A 23,776-nucleotide genomic window follows, 5' to 3' on the forward strand; every position below is an offset into this window, starting at 1 on the left:
GGATACTACTGACTAATACGATATTCTGATACCTAAACTCTGTTCCGGCGACGCGACGGGAGACATGCACGGGGTTCAGGAAAACGTTCGCTCACAAGCCCGAGACCTGCATCAAGTTTTGTTTGCAGGAACCTTCCAAACTATCGACACCATCAGGCGTTTCTCCTGCATCTCTCCAGAACAGGACGACCTCCCATGAAAGCTTTGACCTGGCAGAAAAAGGGCAAGATTACCTGTGAAAGTGTGCGTGACCCGGAAATCATTGAGGGGCGGGATGTCATCATCAAGGTGACGGCCTGTGCCATCTGTGGTTCTGACCTGCACCTGATGGACGGCCTCATGCCGACCATGAAATGTGGTGACATTCTCGGGCACGAAACAATGGGGGAGGTTGTCGAAGTCGGAAAAGACAATAAGCGTCTCTCGGTTGGAGATCGTATCGTTGTACCGTTTACGATTTCCTGCGGCGAATGCAGACAATGCAAATGGGGTAACTGGAGCTGCTGTGAGCGCACAAATCCCAACAGGCGCCAGCAGGCCGAAACCTTTGGATACCCTCTAGCCGGCCTGTTTGGTTACTCACATATCACAGGTGGTTTTTCAGGCGGACAGGCCGAATACCTGCGTGTTCCCTATGCAGACGTCGGACCCATTATTGTCCCCGAAGGACTGGAGGACGAGCAGGTCCTTTTACTGTCCGATATTTTCCCTACCGGCTACCAGGCTGCAGAAAACTGCGAGATCACTCCCGAATCCGAAAAAACCATTGCTGTCTGGGGATGTGGTCCGGTTGGACAGATGGCGATCCGCTCCTGCTTTCTGCTGGGAGCAAAGCGCGTCATTGCCATTGACGAAGTCCCGGAAAGACTGGCCATGGCACGGGCAGCAGGTGCGGAAACCATAGATTTCCGTACTCAGAACATCCAGGAAACTCTTGTCGAAATGACTGATGGACTTGGGCCAGATGCCGTTATCGAAGCCGTCGGTATGGAAGCACATGGCGCCGATACCATGATGCAAAAAGTCGGTTCAGCACTGCTTTCAGCGACAACACTCGAGAGGCCATTCGCTCTCAATCAGGCCATCCTCGGATGCCGCCCAGGCGGCATTCTTTCCATGCCTGGTGTCTATGCCGGTGCCCTTGGGCCAGTCATGATCGGTATCCTCATGAACAAGGGACTGACCCTGCGGACTGGGCAAACAAATACGCAGAAATATCTCAAGCCTCTGCTGGAACGCATCCAGAAAGGGGAAATCGATCCTTCTTTTGTCATCAGTCATCGGTCTTCAAACCTGGAAGACGGGCCAGCACTGTATGAAAAATTCAGGGACAAAAAAGATCGCTGCACCAAGGTCGTGTTTCGCCCGCATGGGTGAGGGCTGCTGAGGCTTGGACGCAGGCGACATTTGCCTCTCTGTAGATCCAAGAGGCAAATGTCGAATCTAAGCACAAATAATGTAGACAATCTTAGGGCCTGTTAGATCTTGAATTTCTTCCCATATTGTAGGGATGGAAGAAGGAGACAGAACAGGCACCTTTACGGACGAGACATGGGCGATCTGGGAACCTCTGATTGAGGAGGTTCGCCCGAGGGGCAAGACGCCGCCACATGATCTGCGGCGGACGATAGCAGCGATTTTCTGGCGTCATGAGAATGGCGCGAAATGGCGGAGTATCCCCGCTGAACTGGGTCCGTGGTGGCGGGCTGCGCAGCTTTTCATCCGCTGGGCGAAGCTCGGCGTATGGGAGCGGCTGCTCGCACTGGTTCAGGAACAACAGGGAGTGGCATTCGGAATGACTTTTCTGGATGGCACAAACATCAGGGCTCACCACAAAGCGGCGGGAGCCCAAAAAAAGGGGCCTCTTTCGAAGAGCGAGACCATCGTGAAGCACTTGGCCGCTCTCGCGGTGGCTATGGCACAAAAGTCTGCGTGATCGCTGATGGACATGGAAAAGCCTTCGGTTTTGCGCTGGCCCCTGGACAGGCTCATGAACTGCCTCTGGCACCAGCCATGCTCGACAGCCTTCCCGCCACTCCCCTGTGGGTAGTAGCGGACAAGGGCTACGCGTCGAACGCCATGCGTGAACGGATATGGGACATGGGAGCACGGCCAGCCATTCCTGCGAAACGACGCGATGGCCCGGTCGCCTGCCCCAAATGGGCCTATCGGTGTCGGCATCTCGTTGAGAACCTCTGGGCTCGCCTCAAGGAGTGGCGCGCTGTCGCAACCAGATATGAAAAAACAGCAACGTCGTTCCTCGCGGTCATCCACATCGCCTGCCGCAGCAGACTGGATCAAGCCCTAACAGGCCCTAATCTCTCATGAAATCTCGACACGACGTTCGGATAAAACGAGTTTACGATCTGCCTTCGGAAATAGATGGCGTTCGTGTTCTTGTGGATCGATTGTGGCCTCGAGGGTTGCACAAATCAGATGTTAAAATGGATTATTGGTTAAAGAATGCTGCTCCAAGCTCCGATCTTCGACACTGGTTTGATCATGACCCGGCTCACTGGGATGAATTCAAACTCAGGTATCGTCATGAGCTTTCTGAAGGAAATTCCGACATCAAAAAACTTGAGAACCTTATGAAAAAAGGGAGGATCACTCTTCTTTATGCTGCGCATGATCCGCTTCATAATCACGCTCTTGTTCTCCAGAAATTTCTGGATGAGCAGGACATATAGGTATTGACGCTAACGTATAAAAAGTATTCATCCGTTATCACGTTTTTAGGAATTATGTTCCATGCCGAATTTAAGTTTTGCTGAAACAGATCAAAAGAATTCTCCCATTATTTGTGACGATGCGATTGTCCGGGTCCATCGCTCAGGCATCATCGAGTTGTGGGATGACAACGCAGTTCAGATGTTTGGTTTTGCGGCGGAGGAAGCTATTGGGAAGTCACTTGATCTGATTATACCGGAAAAATTACGTGAACGGCACTGGAAAGGTTGGTCTTATGTCGTGGAGCAGGGAGTAACAGGTTTTAATTCAGATCGTACACTCACCGTGCCGGCTTTAAGACGGAATGGTTCGCAGATTGTTGTTATATTCAATATGGATATCATAAGAAACCATAGTGGAAATATCGATGCGATAAAGGTTGTTTTTCGTGATATCAGGAAGCAGCCATGAAACCGTATCGTATTACGTCGGAGTTCAATGAGATAACTCTTCCCGCAGGTCTGCGTCAGCGTCATGCCACGAAGGCTGGCGTATGGGCAGTTATCCGTATTCTGGAAGGAACTGCGACGCTCGTGTACGTTGACACTGGAGAAGTCAGGCATCTGACACCTTGTGAACCAGGCCTTATCAAACCGGAGCAGACGCATTACCTAAAATTATCTGGTTTGGTCCGGCTAAAACTGGAGTTTTACGATTCTGATCCAGTTCATTCTTTGTGAAGTATATGAACACTTACATCTGTAGCTGTAGGGCCGACCCTTTGTGAAATGCTATATGCCCAGTTTTCTGGCTGACAATCTCGTATTGAGGTTCCTGGCCTGACGCATGATGATGATACCCATTGACGAGAAATGGTGATGTGTGAATTTTCGTAATTTTACCTGTGACATAACCGGCTTCAGAGTTCCATGAAACAATGTCGCCAATTCTGAAGGTTTGTGAAGACATGGTAATTTTCCTTATGCAACCGAAGACACTGTAAAATGACCAAGGTTAAATGTAAGACGATTTATACGATTGGTCACTCTACGCATTCCCTTGACGAGTTTATAACACTTATTTGTCATTATCATATTACATTCGTGGCGGATGTTCGTGCGTTTCCGTATTCCAGGCGTAATCGGGATTACAATGGTAATGTCCTGTCTGAAGCGCTTGGGAAAGTAAACGTTATTTATCGTCATTTTCCGGAGTTAGGCGGGAGACGTCCGCGGTCTAGAACCGTTGCACCTACGATTAATGCATTCTGGCGTGTGCAAAGTTTTCATAATTATGCCGACTATGCTTTAAGCGATGAATTTCAGAAAGGTCTAGCAACTTTAATCGAAGCGAGCCGATATGAAACGGTTGTTTTAATGTGCGCAGAGGTTCTTTGGTGGCGGTGTCATCGGCGCATTATTTCAGATTATCTTCTTTCTAAAGGTTTGACGGTGATCCATATCCTGTCGTTGACGAACACGCAGGAAGGCGTTCTTACGCCTGGTGCTGTTGTCGAACCAACAGGTTGTTTAACGTATCCTCTTCCAGAGTCCGTATGTGTCCAAAATGATGAGAAGTCATAATAAAAATCAGAATATTCCATCGGAACCTGAAGAAATGTTCAGCGCTCTGAGACTCTTTGATGGTGTTTCAAAGCGTGAAAAACGCGTTCTTTTGTCATCTGTGAAAAAAACGATAAACCAAAAAATTTGTGGATTGTGTTTGATGGCATCATACACTTAAGGAGTCCGCATCCAGAAAAGAAAGAAAATATCACTGTTATGAGTATGATAACCGGTGACTTTCTTCTTCCTGCAGCGGTCGTAACACGACAACCTTATCTTCTGGAAGCTTATTGTGCCTCAGCAGCGACGATGCTTCAGATTGATGCAAATATTATAGACGTATTGTGTTCTTTTCATTCATCGTTCGCGCGTATTATGCTGGAATATGTTGCAAAACAATTTAGGAATAACATCAATCAGACGAGTTGTTATTATCATTGTAGTGGTTCACAGCGTTTGTTCTGTTATCTCGTGAAACTTTCCATTATACAGGACAATCGAAAAAAAGTCGTACTTCCGCATAGCAAATCTTTGGTGGCAGCCGAGCTTCGCATGACACCTGAAAATTTATCCCGTATTATAACACGGTTTCGTGGTGAAATTTTAGAAGTAAACGGTTCGGAAATAGTGATTTTAAATTATGCTCAGTTAATTAGTCTTTGCGGGCACATTATACCAACCGTTGATTGCTATAACCTATGAGCGCAATCGCGCAGCCCGATTGACATGATGCGCCATGGTTGGTCGACGAGCTGGAATTCCCGATGCGGCTTTCAGCAGGTTTGTTGTCACGACGATCGTAACCGGCCGCTCTGGGCCGCCTTGATTATGCGGCCTGCCTGTGCAGTGTATTCACGGGTTTCCAGTTCCATGGCAACAGTTCGTGGAGCCGGTTGATCTTGTGCTCGTTGATACGGGCCAGGACGTCGGCGAGGTAATCGTGCGGATTAAGCCGGGAGAGTTTTGCGCTTTCGATAAGCGTCATGGCATCAGCGATGTTGTCGCCCCCGGTGTCGGATCCGGCAAAGAGATAATTTTTTCGCCCCACGCATACGGGCCGTATGGCCCGTTCGGCAGGATTGTTGTCGATGGCGACACGACCATCTTCGAGGAACAGGGTAAAGGCCTTCCACCGGTTGAGCGCATAACGGATCGCTTTTGCCAGTTCCCCCTTTCCAGGGATACGGGCAAGCTGTGTTTCGCACCATGCGTGGAATGCTGTGACACGGGGGCGGCTTTGTTCCTGTCGGACAGCCAGACGATACGGGGCCGGGTGTCCGGTGATCTGGCGCTCGATATCGTAGAGCTCTCCGATCTGTTCAAGTGCTTCCCTTGCGATTGTCGAATCACTGCCCTTCCAGACATCATGGAAGGCCCGGCGGAGATGAGCCCAGCAGGCCGCTTCGCGCACATGCACGGTTCCCGTTGCATCGGGTTTATACAGATCCCTGAACCCCGCGTAGGCGTCAGCCTGCAGAATGCCCCGGAACTGTGCCAGATGGGTCTGGGGATTGATCCCCTTGCGATCGGGAGAGAACCAGTAGGCCACGGCGGGCGGATCACTCCCGCCCCAGGGGCGGGGATCGCGCAGATAGGTCCAGATCCGCCCTTCCTTCACACCACGTGGTTTCCCAGCCTGACGCAGGCGAGGATCAAGAACCTGGATGGGTGTATCATCGGCATGCAGCAGGTCTGCCTTTACGACATCCTGACGGATCAGATCTGTGAGAGGACGCAGAACGGCAACGGCCTGACCACACCAGTCGATCAGGGTTGAACGGGGAATGTCCACACCCTGACGGGAAAAGATCTCATTCTGACGATAAAGCGGAATGTGATCATCGAATTTTGAGACCAGGATATGGGCCAGCAGCCCGGGGCCAGCCATGCCCCGTGGGACAGGGCGCGACGGTGCTTCAGGCTGTACCATTGTTTCGCAATGACGGCAGGATTTCTTCAGCCGTGCCGTTTCGACAACTTTCAGTTTTGCCGCAATAAAGTCCAGTATTTCGGTGACATCTTCGCCAACGAGGCGTAGGGGACCGCCACAGGCGGGACAGGCCTCGCCCGGGTCGAGAACAATACGCTCCCGTGGTGTCGTGTCGGAAACCTTTGGTTTGCCGCGCCGTCTGGGGGAAGAGACCACACCATCGCTGTCATCGTGCTCCCTGATGTCAGGAGAAGGATCGGCTGCCGCGATGGCGATTTTCACATCTTCAAGAAGCAGTTCGAGCTGTTCAATCTCACGGTCTATCTTTTCTGAACTGGCCCCGAATTTCTGTTTCTGAAGACGCGCGATCCGGATTTTGAGAGACTGGACAAGAGCTTCATACGCACGGGCTGAAGCGGAAAGCCGAGCCACTTCGGTCTGCAGGGAAACAATCATTTCCCTCAGGATATCCGGATCATCAGGCAGGACCGCGGGCGCATGCGTCATTATGAAAAAATAGCAGAAAACCCAATAAAAGACAAAAGGTTCTGCACGATCACGCCATAAAAATCAGGCCACGCGAGACGGTGGCGCAGACCAGGAAGGTCGTCTCCACTCCATGCCTTCCCACAGCATGGCCATCTGTGCGGCTGTCAGGCGTGCAACGCCCTCTGCCGGCGAGGGCCATGGAAAACGTCCCTTCTCAAGAACCTTGTAATAAAGACAGAACCCCTGACCGTCCCACATCAGAAGCTTGATCCTGTCCCCACGGCGACCACGAAAGGCAAAGAGCGCCCCTGATGTCGGGTTCTGACGCAGCACGTCCTGTGCCAGTGCAGCCAGACCCGATATCCCCTTGCGCATATCCGTAACCCCGCAGGCCAGATAGACGCGCACACCGTTGCCCACGCCAATCATGCTGTCTCGGCAATCCGGATGATCTTCGCCAGAAACTCTTCTGCAGGATGTCCACTCACCCTGATACTGCGGCCATTACGCAGCATAATGGCCAGCCCTTCATTATCATCGCCAGAGACCAGAGCAGGTGTCTTCACTGCAGCGACAGGAACAAACGCCACAGACTGATCCGGGGAAGACAGTCTTTGGCGGAAAGACGTCCGCCATTGGTAAAGATGTTGACGGGTCAGGTCATGCCGACGGGCCACATCCGATACACTTGCCCCGTCCACACCAACTTCAGCCAGTATCGCAAGCTTGCGTTCATCCGACCAGCGGCGACGGCGTTCAACGCCAATCAGGATTTCTTGAGCCATAGCTACCTCCCAAACAACGTCAATAACGACGTCGTTAACGACGGTAACTTACCAGGCACAATCCTCACTCATAAGGCGGTCTCAAGCGGCCGCTTACCGACGATCGTGGGCATGGGCGTGCCGGAGAATTTCGCGATCGTTTCGCCCTGAACAGCCAGCAGTGCCGGAAGCACGAGAAATTCGCCCCAGTAGCGTAGGGAGGATCCATGCACGATCTGTGCCAGAACCATGAAGATTGTCATCACCATGACACCATAAGCTGGCGACCATAACAGCCGCATCAGGCCGGACAGGATGGCGGCAAGGAAAAAGACACCCAGCACACCCACCAGAAGCAGGCCATGGTGCCAGTTTCCGCTGATAAACGAGGCGCCCATATGCGTGGTATTGCCCGTCATCGCGCCTGCAAAGACACCGCCCAGATCGACGAAACTCAGGGCATCCACATAGCCTGCGACAAGCCCGAGAATGAGAACCCGCCGGGCGGAAATCGAGACCGGGAGAAGGGAGGAGGGCATTATTGCGACCGGGAAGCGATTGACGGATAGAGCCTGCGGGCGACCCGCTCCATGGTCAGACCCTGCACGATGATGGTGAACACCACGACACCATAGCAAACAGGCAGTAGCAGGTCGCGCAGGTCTCCGGGTGGTAGGCCAAGCGCCAGAGAAACCGAGATGCCGCCACGCAGGCCGCCCCATGTCAGGATACCGAGAACACGGCCCCGTTCCCACTGCCGGAGATGAACCGGCAGGGTGGAGAACAGCACGCTCAATGCCCGCACGGCAATAGACAGCGGGATCACAGCAAGCATCGCCAGCACCGTAAACAGATGCGGCGTGATCTCCAATATTTCAAAGCCAATGAGCATGAACAGGAGCACGTTCAGCACTTCGTCAATCAGCGTCCATGCAATGTCGAGTTCCTTGCGGGATACTTCATCGAAAACGGAATGGCTGTAACTGGTTCCGAAACATAGTCCGGCCACGACGACGGCAATCGCTCCGGACATCCCTAGCTGATTGGCGATGCTGAAGGTTCCGGTCGCCAGAGCCAGCGAGGTCAGCAGATCGATATGCGGGTCACGCTGCGCCTTGAGCACACGAAGCGCGATCCACCCGGTTATCGCTCCAAGAAGACCACCACCGAGCGCTTCGCGGCAGAAGCTCATGGCAATCTCAGAAGCGCCCACCCCTTGACTGTCTCCAGTCGCCAGCCCGATCGTCACACCGAAAATGACGACGCCCACGCCGTCATTGAACAGGCTCTCACCCGCAAAAACGGCCTGTATCGGTCCTGGCAGGCCGAGACGTTTCAGCATCCCCACGACTGAAACCGGGTCTGTCGGAGCGAGAATGGCGCCAAGTACGATGCACCATGTAAAGGGAACGGCGTGCCCCAGAAAGGGGAAAACACACCACGCCGCGACCGCCAGAAAAGCCACGGCCAGAACGATTCCCAGAATAGAGAGGGCTGTTACAGACATCAGCTTTGCGCGCAGATGTCCGACATTCACCTGCATGGCTCCCGCAAAAAGCAGCAGCGAAAGGGCACCGTTCAGAAGTGCCGCAGGCAAATTGATGGCACCGAGCACGGATCGTGGGAGAGCCTGAAGATCATAGGCCGGGATCAGCGGGTTCAGGATCATGACCAACAGCGAGGTCAGCAATGAGAAGACCAGAACGCCAATCGTGACAGGAACACGCAATGTGTGGTGGTTGAGAATGCTGAAGCCTGCCGAGAAGGTCAGGAGCAGGGCAAGAAGACTGATTGTATCCATGGCCTCATCGCTGGCCGCCCTGGCGCCTCACGTCAAGAAAAACCGGGAATAGTCTGTTATTCGAGAAACTTAACCGGGCATTGAATGGCAAAAATGAGGGCGGGAGCTGACTTTCTACCAAGAAAGTAAATTCACTCTGTTCGCTTCGAAGCCAGTTCATAAATCTCATTATCGGCTCTCCGGCCAACGGCAATTACATAGATGACGATCCGTTCGTCGATGACCTGATAAACAAGGCGGTAACCATCTTTCAGAAGCTTGATCTTATAAAACCCTGATAGGTCGCGATGCAGTTCGTTTCCTGGAGAGTGAGGGTTCCAGATCAGCTTTTCCAGCTTCTTTTCAAATTTCTTACGCACGCTGCCGTCAAGAGCATCCCACTCTCTGAGTGCTCTGTCGTCGAATTCAAGACAATACTCTTTCATTCGCGATGACGGTTCTTAAGCTCTGCAAAAGTCATACGATGCTTTTGGGCAGGGTTTTTTAGGCGTTCGCGCACAATCTCGATAAGCTCCGCATCCTCGTCTGTGACAAGCCTCCGCTTGACGGGAGAGCGACCCGTTTCAGCAATATACGCGAGCGTATCGCGCAGTGCGTCAGAAAGTGAAATGCCTTGAGCCGACAACTTCTTAACTGCGGCTGCCTTCAGCGTTTCATCTACCCGGAATGTAACAGCAGACATACAAAGCCTCCTTGCGTGTATGCACATATGTATCACATCTGTTGGTACAAATGAAGCGAAAGATGGTCGATGCTGATGTCTGCATTCGAGAAACCTGATCGGTTGCGGAAACGGCAGAAAAGAGGCGACAGCGGAATGTCTGGGTCTGTCGGCATCGTTGCGGGCGTTTCCGTGCGGCAAGGGAATTTATTACTATCTTCTGGTTTCCGAAAAAATGTCGAAATCCATTAGATAATGATAATCAAAGTTATTACGGATCAGCGGCTTATGAATCCATTTAATCCAGATAATGTTCTGCTGTGGCCATAAAAATCCACTGATTAATGATAAAAACATCAGGCTGGTTTCGTGAGAATTTAACTGCTTATTCTGGCGGAAGTTACGTCAGCAATGGGGGGGAAACAGACAGTCGGCTATCGGGATAGAGTTACCGAAAACAGCCTTTCGCAGTGTTCACATTCATGGCAGGGAGTAGAACTATTCAGGTGATTTCGCCTACTTCACGACAAGTATCACGTCGGCGGCTAAATATTTTCTATAGTTCAAATGCAAGTTCCTTCCATTGGAAGGAACTTGCGGGAAAAATAGGGTATCAGCGAGCAAGCGGATAATCCGTATAGCCTTCTGCACCCTGCGAGTACCAGGTGCGGATATCGTCCTTGTTCTGGGGCAGATTGTCTTCCAGACGACGCACGAGGTCCGGATTGGCGAGGAAAGGCCGACCAAACGAAATGGCGTCCGCAACACCGGTAGCGACTGTCTCGATCGCTTCTTCCCGTGTGTAGTCCTGATTCAGAACCAGCGGCTTCCTGAAGACTTCGCGGATCGGACCATGCAGCTTGGGCTGGTCGGTCTTGCCGAACGTGCCGTTCGGTCCGGGCTCGCGCAGTTCAAGGAAAGCGATATCGAGGTCATTCAGCAGCTTTGCGGCCGGCACAAAAACCTGCTCTGGATGACTGTCGATGCAGCCCTGCGTATCGCCATTGGGGGACAGCCTTACTGACGTTTTGTGCGCGCCAATCGTTGCGATCACGCGTTCGGTGACTTCACGCAGGAAGCGGATGCGGTTTTCCGGCGAACCGCCATATTCGTCGGAACGATGATTGGTGCCGTCCCGCAGAAATTCGTCGATCAGATAACCGTTGGCGGCATGAATCTGCACACCGTCAAAGCCTGCCTGAAGGGCATTGCGAGCAGCATTTTCGTAGTCGTTCAGGATGCGGGCAATGTCCTCCTTGGTGAGAGGGCGGGCGACTTCGGGAGCCTGCTTGCCATCGTACGTATGGAGGGCTTCAGGCGCTTTTGTCGCCGAGCAGGACACAGGTTGCTGGCCCGTCACGCTGGAATGAACCATCCGACCCATATGCCAGAGCTGGGCCACAATCTTTCCGCCCTTGGCGTGAACTGCGGCGGTGATGGGCTTCCAGGCTTCCACCTGTTCCTGCGACCACAGGCCCGGCGCATACGGCCAGCCAAGACCTTCGCGGCTGATCCCGGTCGCTTCTGAGATGATCAGACCGGCTCCGGCCCGTTGCGCGTAATATTCGGCCATGATGGGGGTGGGCACATGATCACGGGTGCCCCGACCGCGTGTCAGCGGCGCCATGAGAATTCTGTTTTTGGCGTAAATGCTTCCCAGTTCAATCGGCTCAAACAGGCTGGTCATGACAGATCCTTCTTAAAAGATGCAGTTCCTATGAATTTGGGAAGCCTCACGAGGAATACAACAGAAGGCTTACAACCTCGTCTGACTTGAGGTGAGCACTGCCTGTCTGCTGAATTGGTGAAGCCGACAGGCAGATTTGGGAGGGAGATGAGAATGTCTGCTTTCAATAAAATAGGCACTTATAAGTGTAAATAAAAAATCATTTTTGAAGGCTTTTAATTGTAGATAACTTCTTTTTATCGATGTATCTTTTTAAGAAGAAATTTCTTATACTTTTCCTTTCAGAAAAAGCTTTTTTTGGATAAAATAGTTCTAAATGTTTTTTAATATGTGGGTTTGTTACATATTTCAAAAGCCTAAAGTATATAACTATATCATATAAATCTTTCGAAAAAGGAGCTAGTGCGTTTATAGCTATAATACTACACTCTGGAGAAGACATTTGTCCTCGAATTAAATTTCCATATTCTTCTTTTTCTTTATTTGATAGATATTTTTCATTCATTATTTTTTCTAAAATATAGTATAGAGTTCTAAAATAAGCACCATTTTTATATTCATTATTTTTATGAAATGCATTTATGTATATGGAAACCATTGCCTGAGTATCTATTTTTTCTTTTTTCTTCTCTTTTTGGTTTATTTTTACTGATATATAATGCTCCAAAAGCCTAAGAGCTTCTTTTCCTTGAGATATTGATATATTATTTTTTCGTTTTGATATTATGATCGGAATTTCACCAAAAAAATATTTCTTCTCTCTATATAGTAAAGAAATAGGATTTACGCATATTTTAAATATTTTTTTTCCAAAAACGCTATACTCTACAACAACGTCATCCCTTTTTTGTTTTGCAATAAAAGATGTTATGCTTTTATTAAGGTCTGGATCGTTATTTGGAAAAGAAAAAGTTATTTCCTTTCTGAGATCATTTATAACACTTATTTGTTTAAATATTAAAGACTCTATATTTTGTTTGTTTGTATTTTTTTATCGTTTTTAAACGATATATATTGTAAAATAATTGTTATAACAATTCCTATAAAGCCTAATGCTGTTAGAAGTGCATTAAACGCTCCAAATGTATCTCCCCACGCTCCAAATATAGAATAGTCGTCAAACTTAGATGTCGATTTTGTAATATAGTTGTAGATTAGGCTTTCATCTGCCCCCCAAAAAAGCCATACGGAACATATCAGAACAAAAAGAATTGGAGAAATTATAAAAATAACAAAAGATAAAATTATACTATTTATTTTATCGAATGAGCATATGATCTTATAAATCATAAAAATAAACTCCCTTAAAAAATACTATATTACAATTAAATTGCCAGTGAAAATACCTTATATCAAACAAAACAAACCATGAAAATAGGGATCATTTATGTCTGCTTTCCGAAGGTTATTGAGAGGTCCGAATGTCTAATATGAGGGCGATGACGGCCTGTCTGCTGCCATTCATTGAGCAGACAGGCAGATCGGGCGGGGATAGCGGAATGTCCGATCTCAAGGAATATAATAAAAAACCGGACACTCTTGAGAAATGTAATTAGGCCCAATCGACATTCATCCGCTTGGTGCATCAGCACAGGAACTTATAAAATCACAATCAAAATAGTTGAGAACCCTGAATGTCGATTGGGCCTAGTTTTCAAGGCTGCCGGTTGACTGTGCGTTTGGCCAATATGGAAATAATTGCGGGCTTCGATGCGCCCCTCATGGAGAAATTGGAATTAGAATTTCGCACATACATGAATGAACTGGCCTCAAGGTTCCAATCGAGAACCTGAACATCGGTCACAGAAAATCCAGTATCTTTAAACATGTAGCTTTCATACTCTTTCTTATTGCCCTCTATGATTTCGGCTTCGCTGACCCCGTATGGAATGTGAGCTCTAAAGGCAGTATGAATCCACTCCACCGATGGTGCGCATAAAGGCACAGCAACCAATTTATCCTCAACATTCTCCCGATATTCTTTTGGTTTTTGATTTGAAGTGAGGTTAGGTGAAGTTCGCATGTCGTTATCGTCGGGATGAGAACCGATGAACCATCCAACGACGACTTTAGGCTTAAACGTCTGGATTGCGCTGAGTAGCTGAGGCGACGGTTCGAATAAGTCGGACTGGAAGATCTCAACATTGGCCCCATAATCTTGTAAACGGGCTTCAGCAAGGCGAATTAGATCGGGATTATTGTCGAAGGCCAAGACTGGTCGGTTTCTAGAAAGAGCCAATGTGCCCCATCCTGTTCCAGATCCTATTTCTAGGGTAGGTAAATCAGGAACTATTTCGCTAAGGCGTTCGTAAATTTTATCATTCTGGAATTGGAGTGATTCGCGAGCCCAAAATTCTGAATACTCTTTGGGTGTCATTCGCTTTAGCATTACACTTCTCCATCGAAATCCTATACTCAGAATCAAGCATAGATGGTTCAAATTACGTTTTTTGTTATTAATCTTGTTTTTTGAAATAGTTTTTCAAAGATTCAAGAGTTTTTAATGAAACAACAAAGTGACCGATACCATCTTTGTCTTCACTCCAATCGTCAAAAGTGAATAAGCAGGCGTCGTCATCTCCCGTAATTTTTCTTAGGCGGCGATGAATACCGGATTGAAAAGACCCGTAGCTAGAAACTCCTGTCTCATCCAATTCTCTAGCATCAACAGCAGGACCTTTACTTGCAATAACCTTCAATGCGTTACGTGATGACTCTCCAAGACCAGCTATTAGTCTTTCAATCTGGTTCTCCGTCAGATCATAGACGTTATTCCAATCATAACTTTCGTAACCTTCAGGCTTCCCTGCGCCTTTAGGAAACAGAAGTTCCTGAATTTCCTGCCGCGCCTTGTCAGAAAGTGCGTTAAGATCGTTAAGTGTGAGCGTTACTTGCATAATGAGTTCCTCAGTTTTCAGCAGGATAGATTTCAGCTAACCAGCTTTGATTGTGTTTGCCGACCATTAACCCCAATCAAGTAGTGGATAAACGCAATCAATCATACCTTAGATAACATGTAAAGGGCCATTGGTGGATTTTATGGAAGGCTTGGTCTGATCTATCTGTCACATTACGCAGATCTGACGAATAATAACTGGGTAACCATCTCTTCAATGGCCCCTTTACGCAATAATGCAATACTCATTGAATATCTGATATGAAGGCAAGAGCGGAGCGTCATCCGAGCGTGTGTCGGCATTTCTTTTCGTATTATGCTATGAGAACAAAAGGTAACATTTCTCAGGGACGCATGTTGTGCCGATCCGTCCAGAACTCAGGTGGCTTTACCCTCCCGATTGGCCACAGATCAGCCGACACGTAAGGTTTGAACGAGCGCAGGGACGGTGTCAGGTCTGTGGCCGTCCGCATGGCCAGCGGATCCGGGTGGTGGCCTCTGGTCTCTGGTTCGATGTAGGCACGGGAAACTGGCGGGACACCAAAGGGCGTAAGACTGGCGGTCCGGACCTCATTGACCTGATCGAGGCACGCGAAACCCGGGTGGTGTTGGCCGCTGCACATCTGGATCATGACCCGCGCAACAACCGGTTAAGCAATCTGCGTGCCCTCTGCCAGCGCTGCCATCTTGTGCACGATCGCGCTTGGCACGCCTTGCAACGGCGGCTGACCTGGAAATCCCGCTACGCGCTGGGGGACCTATTCGAGGGTCCATATCGTCCCGGCATTCTCGGTGTCGCCACCGCGCAGGCTGACGCAGGATCTGCGACGAACAGATGACTGTTTTGCATAGCTTTACAGCGGATGTGGAGGCCATGAGGCATGGTGAAGTCGGCATCTATCTGGTGGACAGGCTGGGAAATTAAATAATTTCGATCTGGACTTAAAATATGTTCTCAGAAGTCGAGCCTGATATGATAATTAGGGTAATATAGAGAAACGTCCAGGTGCCGCATGAAGGTCAGAACATCATGGGGTCAGTGCACATGCAAAGCTCTGTGTATACTGTTGAGGACACAGCGTGGACGATTGCAGTTCAGCGCAGTGATGTGTTGCGTCCCCTTTCTGAAAAACAGCGGTTATCCCTGTGTGAAGTAAACGAAGCTGCTCGGCTTCTTCAGATCAGCATTCCTCATGTTTACAGGTTGATCCGTAAACTACGTGCGGAACAAACAACTTCAGCCATGACTTTACAATCGCCCGGCCCCCGTAAAGGACGTAGGCGGCTACCCCCACATATCGAACAAATAATCGATCAGGCGATCGACAGATTTTTTATGAAACGAGAGCGACTGACGTTAAAACGGTTTTACGGACTGTTTGTTTTGGACTGTCGTGCTCATGGCCATGTTCCTCCATGCTTCAACACAGTGCTGTCCCGGATAAAAGCGCGTGATTTGAAAACTACAGTGCGTCGGCGGAATGGAAAGGCATGTGTTGAAGCTGGCTTTCATCAGATTCAAGGAGGTCTCGAAGCAGAAAGGCCCTTGGATATCGTTCAGATTGACCATACCAAGGTTGATCTCATGCTAGTCGACGATGTTACTCGTGCGAGCATCGGTCGACCTTGGCTAACACTGGTGATGGATATTCATACGCGTATAGTTCTGGGGTTTCTTCTGTCCCTCGAAGCTCCCAGCACCACTTCAGTCGCGCTTGCCCTTACACAGGCGGTTCTCCCCAAAGATTCCTGGCGTGCGGAGCGTCTGATTGAAAACAGTTGGCCAACGTGTGGGCTTCCTCGTTGCATTCATGTCGATAACGGAGTGGAATTTCATAGCCGGGCTTTCGAGCGTGGTTGTGAACAACACGGCATTCAGATTGTTTATCGACCACCCGCAACTCCGCGCTATGGAGGTCACATAGAACGTCTGATGGGTACCCTGATGCGTCGCATTCAAGGGCTGCCTGGCACAACATTCTCGAATGTTGTGGAGAAGGGGGATTACCGCTCTGAAGACCGGGCGTGCCTGTCGTTCCGGGAGTTCGAACGGATACTGGCGCTGGAAGTTCTCGGTCCATATCACAACGAGATCCATCGTGGTCTTGGTCAGCCTCCCATGACGAAATGGGCATCTGCCACAGAGACAACCACTGTTCGGCATCCCGCGAATACTAGGGCTTTTCTTCTCGACTTTCTTCCCTATGAGACGCGGGTAATACGTCGTGATGGTGTCCGGTTATTCAATATTCAGTATCAGGATGGAGGACTTGCGCATCTGCTTGGGCGTCTGGATACGCGCCTGCGGGTGAAATATGATCCCCGTGACCTTTCAGCTGTTTATGTAGAACTGCCTGATGGGGGTCGTTTGCGGGAGAGGGCGAAATCCTACGCTAAGGCTTTGGCCAACGATATTCTCCTGTGAGATTGATGTGCTCCCATCCCAGCGGTGAGACATGGGCCAGCAGATCGGGCGATAGCAGCTTTCCGTCGCGTTTCTGGCTGGCGACGACTTCGCCGAGCTTCATAGTGTTCCAGAAGATAATGATCGCGGCGAGCAGGTTCATGCCGGCGATCCGGTAGTGCTGTCCTTCGGCGGACCGGTCGCGGATTTCGCCCCGGCGATGGAAGCTGATGGCCCGCTTCAGCGCATGATGCGCTTCACCCTTGTTGAGACCGATCTGGGCGCGGCGTTGCAGATCGGCATCCAGAATCCAGTCGATCATGAACAACGTGCGCTCGACGCGGCCGACCTCGCGCAGAGCCGTGGCAAGTTCGTTCTGCCTCGGATAGGAGGCGAGCTTGCGCAGAATCTGGCTGGGCGCGACGCTCCCAGCCGCGATGGTCGCGGCGATGCGCAGGATGTCGGGCCAGTTGCGCTCGATCATGGCCTGATTGATCTTCCCACCGATCAAGGCCCGCAAGTGCGCCGGCGTAGCCGATGGATTGAACGCATAGAGCCGCTTGGACGGCAGGTCACGGATACGCGGGGCGAAGCGGTAGCCGAGAATGGTGCATGCGGCAAAGACGTGATCGGTGAAGCCGCCTGTGTCGGCGAACTGCTCGCGGATATGACGGCCAGCATCGTTCATGAGCAAGCCGTCGAGGATATAGGGCGCTTCGCTTGCCGTCGCGGGGATCACCTGGGTCGCGAGCGGCGCATATTGGTCGGAGACATGGCTGTAAGCCTTCAAGCCCGGCATATTGCCGTATTTCGCGTTGACCAGGTTCATGGCCTCGCCTTGCTCGGTCGCCGCGAAGAATTGCCCGTCGCTCGATGCTGAAGTGCCCATGCCCCAGAATTGGGCCATGGGTAGCGCCGCCTGCGCCTCGACCACCATGGCCAGCGCCCGGTCATAGGCTTCGCCCTCGACATGCCATCGTCCAATGCGGATCAACTCCCAGAAGGTGTGGGTGTTGGTGGCGTCCGCCATCTTGCGTAAGCCGAGATTGATCCCCTCTGCGAGGATGACGTTCATTAGCCCGATCTGATCGGCGCAGGGCGCTCCCGTGCGCAGGTGGGTAAAGGCCTCGCAGAAGCCGGTCGCAGCATCCACTTCCAACAAAAGGTCGGTGATGCGCGTGGGCGGGATCTCCTTGTAGAGATCGAGCACCATATCCTCGGCGCCGGACGGCGCGACGGCTTCGAGCTTCTCGATATGCAGGACGCCGTTTTCGATGGACCCGCCGGGAATCGTGCCCGCGCGAGCAGCGCGGCCAAGCTCGCGCAACCGGATATCGAGGCGAGCTTGCCGATCCGCCAGCCATTCCTCCGGCCGCAATGGCACGGCGAGACGGCCGCTTTTCGACACAGCTTGCGCCGGCACGAGCGCATGCTTCAGATCGCCATAGCGCCGGGATCTGGCCAGCCAGATATCGCCGGAGCGGAAAGCGTCGCGCAGATGGAACAGCACCGCGATCTCCCAGAGGCGAGTATCGCCGGCCGCCTGGGCACGAAGATGACGATGCCATTTCGAGCTGGGCCGAAGGAAGCCGGTCAGCGCGGCATCGTTCAAACCGGCGCGAAGGGCCGTCACCGCTTCCAGAAGCGGGAGCGCGACGGGCGCAGCCCGCAGATCAAGCAGGCGCAACATACGCGGAGCGTACCGACGGAAACGATGATAACCGTCGATTACATGATTGAGAGGATCATCCACCATGATGGCGGTCAGCCGGGTTGCCATTGCAACAAGGGTCTTGAAACTGTCCCACCCTGATCCGCTCGCGATGACGTCGTCCAGCGGCTGACCATCATCCTGTGCGTCGACCAGGGCTCCGCCAATTTCAGCGAAGGATTTGAGGGTGTCGCGCACCGCGTTCGCTTCGTCGACAACCTTGGCCTGGCAAATACACTCGGAGGCTCGGTAGAGCTTGCCAACGATCCGGTCGTGGGTTTCGACCACGGCATCGGCAAGCATCGCCTGCCATTCCGATGCGCAGACGGCCAGAATCGCAAGCCGCCTGTCCTCTGGGAGATCGCGCATGCCGTCGGCATAATACCGCTCGCCCTGCCTGCGCAGACGTGTCACCCGATGGGCGGGAACACCGGCCAGCAGATCCTCGGGAAGATCGACACGTTGCAGGTATTCCAACCGATCGAGCAGCCGGTTGGCCGCCGCCGAGTTCGAGCCAGGCTCGAACTGACGCATCCACACAAAGCGCGTCACCCGATCGTCAACCGTCTCCTCGAGCAATGCCAGTAACTGTTCCCGGATCGGTATGGACAACCGACCGGCAATCCGCGTCTCGATTTGCCGCTCAGCATCGACCAGAGCCGTAGCGCAAAGCCGTTCGATCGTGGATGTCGCGGGAAGAACGATGCGGGTGCGTCGGCACTCGGCCACGAAGCGACGGGCAATGTCCTCGTTCGACACCGCCAGTTCGGCTTCCCGGAACAGCCAGTCCTTCAGCTCGCGTGCTCCACGTCCGGAGAAGGTGCGGAACCCATAGAGCGCCCGCAACTCGGCAAGATGCTCGTGCCGCGTCTCTTCGCGGGTGGCATAGTCGACGAGATCATCGGCGTTGAGGCCGAGTTGCGCTCCGATGAACTCGACCACCTCGACCGGTATCAGTTCACCCGGAGCCAGCACCCGGCCAGGATAGCGCAGGACGCACAGTTGCAAGGCGAAGCCAAACCTGTTGTGAGCACGCCGGCGTTGCCTGATGTGGCCGAAATCTTCATCGCTCAGAGTATAATGCTTCAGCAAATCCGCCTGCGAGGTCGGCATGCGCAACAGCGCGTTCTTCTGCCGATCGGTTAGAGTGACGCGACGCGGCATCTGTGTTCCTTTTTCAAAATCAGACAATGTTCAAGATGCTTTGTTTATGAAGCTGGTTGAGATACATTTCCAGCCAACAAAACATTCGCGGCCGGCGCGCCGCCTCAAACCAACGTTTAAGAAACATGCTGATCGGATATGCCCGCGTCTCCAAAGCCGATGGTTCCCAATCCCTCGACCTCCAGCACGACGCCCTGCGTGCCGCCGGGGTCCAACAGGACAACATCTATGAGGATCTTGCTTCCGGCAGCCGCGATGATCGGCCCGGCTTAGCTGCGTGCCTCAAATCCTTGCGCGACGGCGATGTGCTGGTGGTCTGGAAACTCGATCGCCTCGGGCGCTCGCTCGCCCACCTGGTCAACACCGTGAAGGATCTGTCAGACCGCAAGATCGGCCTGCGTGTGCTGACCGGAAAAAGCACTCAGATCGATACCACGACCGCATCCGGCCGCATGGTGTTCGGTATCTTTGCCACTCTGGCCGAATTCGAGCGGGATCTGATCCGCGAGCGCACCATGGCTGGCCTTGCCGCAGCCAGAGCGCGCGGACGAAAGGGAGGGCGAAAATTCGCCCTGACCAAAGCACAGGTGCGTCTCGCCCAGGCCGCCATGGCGCAGCGCGACACGTCTGTTTCCGATCTGTGCAAGGAACTCGGGATCGAGCGCGTCACTCTATACAGATATGTCGGACCGAAGGGCGAGCTCAGGGATTATGGGAAGCGCGTTCTCGGCTTAGCGTAGGATTTCGCCCCCTCCCGCAAACGACCCCTGATGGCGACCATGTTCGCGTTCCCTACGCAGATTTACGCCGGGAGCCTATTACTCTGTGGGAACATCGTCATGCGGTTCGACGTCTAAAGGACGAGGGACGCCGCACCGTCGATGAAGCCTCGATTTTTGCCGCAATCAGGGAGCAGCGAGCCATCCTCAATGAAGCGTGCGGTCAGAGCCGCGAGGCACGAAGGAATTTTGTCCGTCGTGAAATCGCCCAGAGGTGCGCTGATAGCCCGTCAGAACCGAACCAAAGTCAATTTCCTGCTGGAAAAGCAGAAGACGATGCCGACCGCATCCCAATGCCGCCTCCAGGCGCTCATAGCGGTGTGGAGATCTGGTAATCATGTGCCGTGCAGAATGGTCGCATCTCCCGGAAGACGTGAGACCACTTGCTGCATTGGGGAACGAAGAAAGGATCCGGCACATCCGAGCCAAGCGTTGGGTGGATTACCCACACGCTGATCGTGTACTGAGGCGCCTCAACGAGATTTATGTCCAGCCACGTTCAGAGCGTATGGAAAATATGCTTCTGATCGGTCAGAGCGGTATGGGGAAAACGACACTCGTCCGAAAATTTGAACGCACTCACACTGTCAGGTTGGGGAACAACGGGACGTGCCGTCTACATCCCATCGTCGTCATGCTGATGCCACATGACCCAACAGGGCCTCGCTTTTTTTCGCAGCTGCTCAAAGCAATCGGCGTTCCTGCAATCGACAATTTCGAGACAACAGCACCACGTGAGTCAACGGTTCTGCGCGTGTTGACCGAGGTGCAGGCCAAAGTCATCGTCATTGACGAGTTGAATTCTGTTTTGGCAGGTACGGCCCGCCAGCAACGACTGTTTCTGCAATTGCTGCGCTGGTTGTCGAACGAATTGCGTGTCGCTCTGATAGGGATCGGTGTACCGGAAACACGGCATGCTCTGCTGTCTGATGACCAGTTACGAAACCGCTTTATGAATCTGGAACTACCAGTGTGGGAAAATGGTGACGATTTTAGTCATTTTGTAACACGATTGATCTGGAGCCTGCCTTTGCGAGAGCCATCTCCAGTTGACTCCCGGCGGTTAATGCAGATGCTCGTCGGGCGCACAGGAGGCATTACTCTGGGTACGTGCAAGGCGATTGAACGCGCAGCAATCAGAGCCATTCGTTCTGGCACCGAGCGTCTTGATTATCAGGCTTTTGAGCATGAAGATGTGTGGGATGGCATTGAAGCGCCTGTAATAATGGGAGGACATCGACGGAAATCCCGTCGTGGGTAAAGAGGGGGCACCGTCATCCCTTCCGCTCGTCCCATTTCCACACAGGGCAGAGGCATTTTCTTCATGGCTATCCAGACTGGCCGCCCGCTACGATCTCCGGGCTGACCATCTTGCTCGTCATGCCGGATATCCTCTCCGAGGAGCGGGGGAACTGGACTGCTACCTGTTACCTCAGGCAGACCGTAATCTTGCAGTCATGACCGGCCTGTCACGACGCTCAATCAGGGCAATGCGCTGTGGAATGCCACAAAGGCGTCTGTGGGTTCGAGATCATCACGTCTGGTGTCGGGAGTGTGTACGGGACGCTCTGCTAGAGGGAGATGAGCCCTGGGAGCGGCGATCATGGCGAACGGGAGCGACGGTGACCTGTGATCGTCATCGGCAGCTTCTGGAAGAAGTCTGTCCACAATGCGGAAAAACAGGCGCAGGATGTCTTTTCGTCAGTGAGAAAGGGCGCCTGCGGGCATTATGCGCTGTCAGAGGCGGCAAGATCAATTTGTGGGGGAAACCATCAGCAGTCCAGCTTCCCTGGGGACTGGCTGTGAACAGAACGACATTACGATGTTTGAATGCTCTGACGACAGATCTCAATCGTAGTCTCGTGGGCCAGCCTCTTCGTACGCAATGGCGTGGTGTAAGTAGTGACCGACCGCTGACGACCATTGTTGAAGAATTGACGCTGATTATCCTGATCACGATCAATTATCTCCCCAGACCTCAGCCGCCATTATATTGGATGCAGGAGCAGTCTGATTGGAAAGCAGCGTTTCATTATACACCCGCCATGCTGCCTGTAGCACTGGCCGCTGGCATCCTCATGCTGGCTTCGATCCTATTGTCCGATGAGCAGTTTTTTGAAGAGCTTGTTTTCTGGGATCCTCTAGAATCCCAGATTCCGAATGAACCGCTCACGGCTGATAATTATGTGGTCTGGCTACACCCTAAGGTGAGGACATGGGGACGACAAATCGTCACGGCACCGTTTGGCCTGTAGCCGCTTGTACTTCTTTATCATCAATCAGTGGATTTTTATCATTATCTTCTGCATTTTTATCGCGATTAAGTGGTTTTTTCGGCGACAAAAACGGCAGTCAGCGGCGGATTATCATTATCTTCTGGTTTTCGACACGTGATCCCTTTTCCGGGAGCCCACCTACGTGCGATAAGTGGAATTATCGCAAGTAGGTATGGGGAAGGAGGTTGTTTTTTGGAAAAAGACGTAGTTTGAAACTAACTACGAAATGAGGTAACTCCCACTTCCTCGTTGGGATTCCATATTGCGCAGTTTGGTACAGAATGGTATATATCATTGGTATCTACTAAAGAGAGGCGAATATGTCCGATACAGCCAAAATTTTTATGACCGGTCGCAGCCAGGCTGTTCGGCTCCCCGCCGCTTACCGCTTTGACACATCAGAGGTCACCATCCGCAGAGACCCCCGTACCGGCGATGTCATTCTCTCGCCTCGACCCGAGGGATGGAGCGAGACACTCTCTGCCATTCGTAAGGCCAAAGGGGCTGATCTTTTCCCTGAAGGTCGTAGCCAGGACCAACAGGACCGGAATCCATTTTCTGAGTGCCTGCCGTGATTGCTTATATGTTCGATACCAATACAATAAGTGACATTATACGCGCTGACGAGAGAGTGCTCTTACACGTCGAGGCCCTTGATCCAGACCAGTGTTGTGTCTCGGCCGTAACCGCCGGAGAAGTTGCTTATGGGCTGGCCAAACGCCCATCGGCGACCCGCTTACAGCGTCTGACACGCACTGTGATGGATCGGCTGACCATACTGCCCTGGAATAATGACGTGGCGGAGCATTATGGGAAATTACGAGCAGAGCAAGAACGGCGCGGTCAAATTCATGGGTCTTTAGACCTCATGATCGCAGCGCATGCCCTGACGGAACATCTGATGCTAGTGACCAGTGATCACGCCTTTTCTCAAGTTCGGGGGCTTACTGTGCGGAATTTCCGAAATTCTTGAGGAATG

Annotated in this window: 25 protein-coding genes and 1 pseudogene; 13 read left to right on the forward strand and 13 right to left on the reverse strand. The window is 51.9% G+C overall.

Annotation, left to right across the window (positions count from 1 at the left end):
- Nucleotides 1-195 precede the first annotated feature (195 nt).
- From DS739_RS13340 to DS739_RS13360, 5 genes and pseudogenes are all read left to right on the forward strand, one after another.
- On the forward strand, nucleotides 196-1,377 hold the full coding sequence (locus DS739_RS13340) for a zinc-dependent alcohol dehydrogenase (protein WP_006116385.1): 1,182 nt from the start codon (nucleotides 196-198) through the stop codon (nucleotides 1,375-1,377).
- 133 nt (nucleotides 1,378-1,510) lie between these two features.
- Nucleotides 1,511-2,308 (forward strand): annotated as a pseudogene (locus DS739_RS13345) (IS5 family transposase).
- A gap of 16 nt (nucleotides 2,309-2,324) precedes the next feature.
- Nucleotides 2,325-2,690, forward strand: a complete 366-nt coding sequence (locus DS739_RS13350; RefSeq protein ID WP_010512344.1) for a DUF488 domain-containing protein — start codon at nucleotides 2,325-2,327, stop codon at nucleotides 2,688-2,690.
- A 61-nt stretch (nucleotides 2,691-2,751) separates the two neighbouring features.
- On the forward strand, nucleotides 2,752-3,141 hold the full coding sequence (locus DS739_RS13355) for a PAS domain-containing protein (protein WP_006115869.1): 390 nt from the start codon (nucleotides 2,752-2,754) through the stop codon (nucleotides 3,139-3,141).
- Entirely contained in the window at nucleotides 3,138-3,410 is a 273-nt protein-coding gene (locus DS739_RS13360; protein ID WP_006115868.1) for a DUF1971 domain-containing protein, read from the forward strand. The genes DS739_RS13355 and DS739_RS13360 overlap by 4 nt, the downstream gene beginning before the upstream one ends.
- 13 nt (nucleotides 3,411-3,423) lie before the next feature.
- Here the strand turns inward: DS739_RS13360 and DS739_RS13365 are convergent, their stop codons facing one another.
- Entirely contained in the window at nucleotides 3,424-3,639 is a 216-nt protein-coding gene (locus DS739_RS13365; RefSeq protein WP_010512346.1) for a DUF2945 domain-containing protein, read from the reverse strand.
- A gap of 35 nt (nucleotides 3,640-3,674) precedes the next feature.
- Here DS739_RS13365 and DS739_RS13370 point away from each other — a divergent pair, with 35 nt between their 5' ends.
- Nucleotides 3,675-4,253, forward strand: coding sequence for a DUF488 family protein (locus DS739_RS13370; protein ID WP_006115867.1), 579 nt, complete (start codon nucleotides 3,675-3,677; stop codon nucleotides 4,251-4,253).
- Nucleotides 4,254-4,451: 198 nt separating this feature from the next.
- On the forward strand, nucleotides 4,452-4,937 hold the full coding sequence (locus DS739_RS13375; protein ID WP_082823248.1) for a helix-turn-helix domain-containing protein: 486 nt from the start codon (nucleotides 4,452-4,454) through the stop codon (nucleotides 4,935-4,937).
- A 124-nt stretch (nucleotides 4,938-5,061) separates the two neighbouring features.
- Here DS739_RS13375 and tnpC read toward each other — a convergent pair whose 3' ends face one another.
- The 11 genes from tnpC to DS739_RS13435 form a co-directional block, all read right to left on the reverse strand.
- The gene (tnpC, locus tag DS739_RS13380) at nucleotides 5,062-6,672 is read right to left on the reverse strand and encodes an IS66 family transposase (RefSeq protein WP_006115450.1); all 1,611 of its coding nucleotides are present in this window, start codon (nucleotides 6,670-6,672) and stop codon (nucleotides 5,062-5,064) included.
- A 63-nt stretch (nucleotides 6,673-6,735) separates the two neighbouring features.
- On the reverse strand, nucleotides 6,736-7,083 hold the full coding sequence (gene tnpB, locus DS739_RS13385; RefSeq protein ID WP_012812355.1) for an IS66 family insertion sequence element accessory protein TnpB: 348 nt from the start codon (nucleotides 7,081-7,083) through the stop codon (nucleotides 6,736-6,738).
- Nucleotides 7,080-7,439, reverse strand: coding sequence for an IS66-like element accessory protein TnpA (tnpA, locus tag DS739_RS13390; RefSeq protein WP_012812356.1), 360 nt, complete (start codon nucleotides 7,437-7,439; stop codon nucleotides 7,080-7,082). Before tnpA ends, tnpB begins: the two co-directional genes overlap by 4 nt.
- A 68-nt stretch (nucleotides 7,440-7,507) precedes the next feature.
- Nucleotides 7,508-7,957 (reverse strand): DUF1275 family protein, encoded by a 450-nt coding sequence (locus DS739_RS13395; RefSeq protein WP_232517493.1) that lies wholly within the window; start codon nucleotides 7,955-7,957, stop codon nucleotides 7,508-7,510.
- Nucleotides 7,957-9,219, reverse strand: coding sequence for a sodium:proton antiporter (locus DS739_RS13400; RefSeq protein ID WP_006115449.1), 1,263 nt, complete (start codon nucleotides 9,217-9,219; stop codon nucleotides 7,957-7,959). Before DS739_RS13400 ends, DS739_RS13395 begins: the two co-directional genes overlap by 1 nt.
- Before the next feature lie 131 nt (nucleotides 9,220-9,350).
- The gene (locus DS739_RS13405) at nucleotides 9,351-9,644 is read right to left on the reverse strand and encodes a type II toxin-antitoxin system RelE/ParE family toxin (protein WP_003618711.1); all 294 of its coding nucleotides are present in this window, start codon (nucleotides 9,642-9,644) and stop codon (nucleotides 9,351-9,353) included.
- The gene (locus DS739_RS13410; RefSeq protein ID WP_003618686.1) at nucleotides 9,641-9,901 is read right to left on the reverse strand and encodes a type II toxin-antitoxin system RelB/DinJ family antitoxin; all 261 of its coding nucleotides are present in this window, start codon (nucleotides 9,899-9,901) and stop codon (nucleotides 9,641-9,643) included. The genes DS739_RS13405 and DS739_RS13410 overlap by 4 nt, the downstream gene beginning before the upstream one ends.
- Nucleotides 9,902-10,493: 592 nt before the next feature.
- A complete protein-coding gene (locus DS739_RS13415) occupies nucleotides 10,494-11,567 on the reverse strand; it encodes an alkene reductase (protein ID WP_006115447.1) in 1,074 nt (357 codons plus the stop codon).
- A gap of 199 nt (nucleotides 11,568-11,766) precedes the next feature.
- The gene (locus tag DS739_RS13420; RefSeq protein WP_050793094.1) at nucleotides 11,767-12,234 is read right to left on the reverse strand and encodes a putative phage abortive infection protein; all 468 of its coding nucleotides are present in this window, start codon (nucleotides 12,232-12,234) and stop codon (nucleotides 11,767-11,769) included.
- Between the two features lie 987 nt (nucleotides 12,235-13,221).
- Nucleotides 13,222-13,956, reverse strand: coding sequence for a class I SAM-dependent methyltransferase (locus DS739_RS13430; protein WP_039891505.1), 735 nt, complete (start codon nucleotides 13,954-13,956; stop codon nucleotides 13,222-13,224).
- A 67-nt stretch (nucleotides 13,957-14,023) separates the two neighbouring features.
- A complete protein-coding gene (locus tag DS739_RS13435; protein ID WP_039891503.1) occupies nucleotides 14,024-14,464 on the reverse strand; it encodes a hypothetical protein in 441 nt (146 codons plus the stop codon).
- Nucleotides 14,465-15,508: 1,044 nt separating this feature from the next.
- On the opposite strand from DS739_RS13435, the gene DS739_RS13445 reads away from it, so the two are divergent.
- Nucleotides 15,509-16,888, forward strand: coding sequence for a Mu transposase C-terminal domain-containing protein (locus tag DS739_RS13445; protein WP_114012475.1), 1,380 nt, complete (start codon nucleotides 15,509-15,511; stop codon nucleotides 16,886-16,888).
- Here DS739_RS13445 and DS739_RS13450 read toward each other — a convergent pair.
- Nucleotides 16,857-19,742 carry a Tn3 family transposase gene (locus DS739_RS13450; protein ID WP_086897008.1) on the reverse strand — a complete coding sequence of 962 codons (2,886 nt, stop codon included), beginning with the start codon at nucleotides 19,740-19,742 and terminating at the stop codon, nucleotides 16,857-16,859. The genes DS739_RS13445 and DS739_RS13450 overlap by 32 nt on opposite strands.
- Before the next feature lie 125 nt (nucleotides 19,743-19,867).
- Between DS739_RS13450 and DS739_RS13455 the strand changes: the two genes are divergently transcribed.
- From DS739_RS13455 to DS739_RS13480, 5 genes are all read left to right on the forward strand, one after another.
- Nucleotides 19,868-20,482 (forward strand): recombinase family protein, encoded by a 615-nt coding sequence (locus tag DS739_RS13455; protein WP_035352425.1) that lies wholly within the window; start codon nucleotides 19,868-19,870, stop codon nucleotides 20,480-20,482.
- A gap of 376 nt (nucleotides 20,483-20,858) precedes the next feature.
- Nucleotides 20,859-21,782, forward strand: a complete 924-nt coding sequence (locus DS739_RS13465; RefSeq protein ID WP_006117295.1) for a TniB family NTP-binding protein — start codon at nucleotides 20,859-20,861, stop codon at nucleotides 21,780-21,782.
- A complete protein-coding gene (locus DS739_RS13470; RefSeq protein WP_006117296.1) occupies nucleotides 21,775-22,776 on the forward strand; it encodes a TniQ family protein in 1,002 nt (333 codons plus the stop codon). Before DS739_RS13465 ends, DS739_RS13470 begins: the two co-directional genes overlap by 8 nt.
- A 341-nt stretch (nucleotides 22,777-23,117) precedes the next feature.
- A complete protein-coding gene (locus DS739_RS14560; RefSeq protein WP_039891981.1) occupies nucleotides 23,118-23,372 on the forward strand; it encodes an antitoxin in 255 nt (84 codons plus the stop codon).
- Nucleotides 23,373-23,428: 56 nt separating this feature from the next.
- Entirely contained in the window at nucleotides 23,429-23,770 is a 342-nt protein-coding gene (locus tag DS739_RS13480; protein WP_240190208.1) for a type II toxin-antitoxin system VapC family toxin, read from the forward strand.
- The last annotated feature ends 6 nt before the right edge of the window (nucleotides 23,771-23,776 follow it).

The sequence above is a fragment of the Acetobacter sp. JWB genome (assembly GCF_003323795.1).
GTDB lineage: Bacteria > Pseudomonadota > Alphaproteobacteria > Acetobacterales > Acetobacteraceae > Acetobacter > Acetobacter oryzifermentans.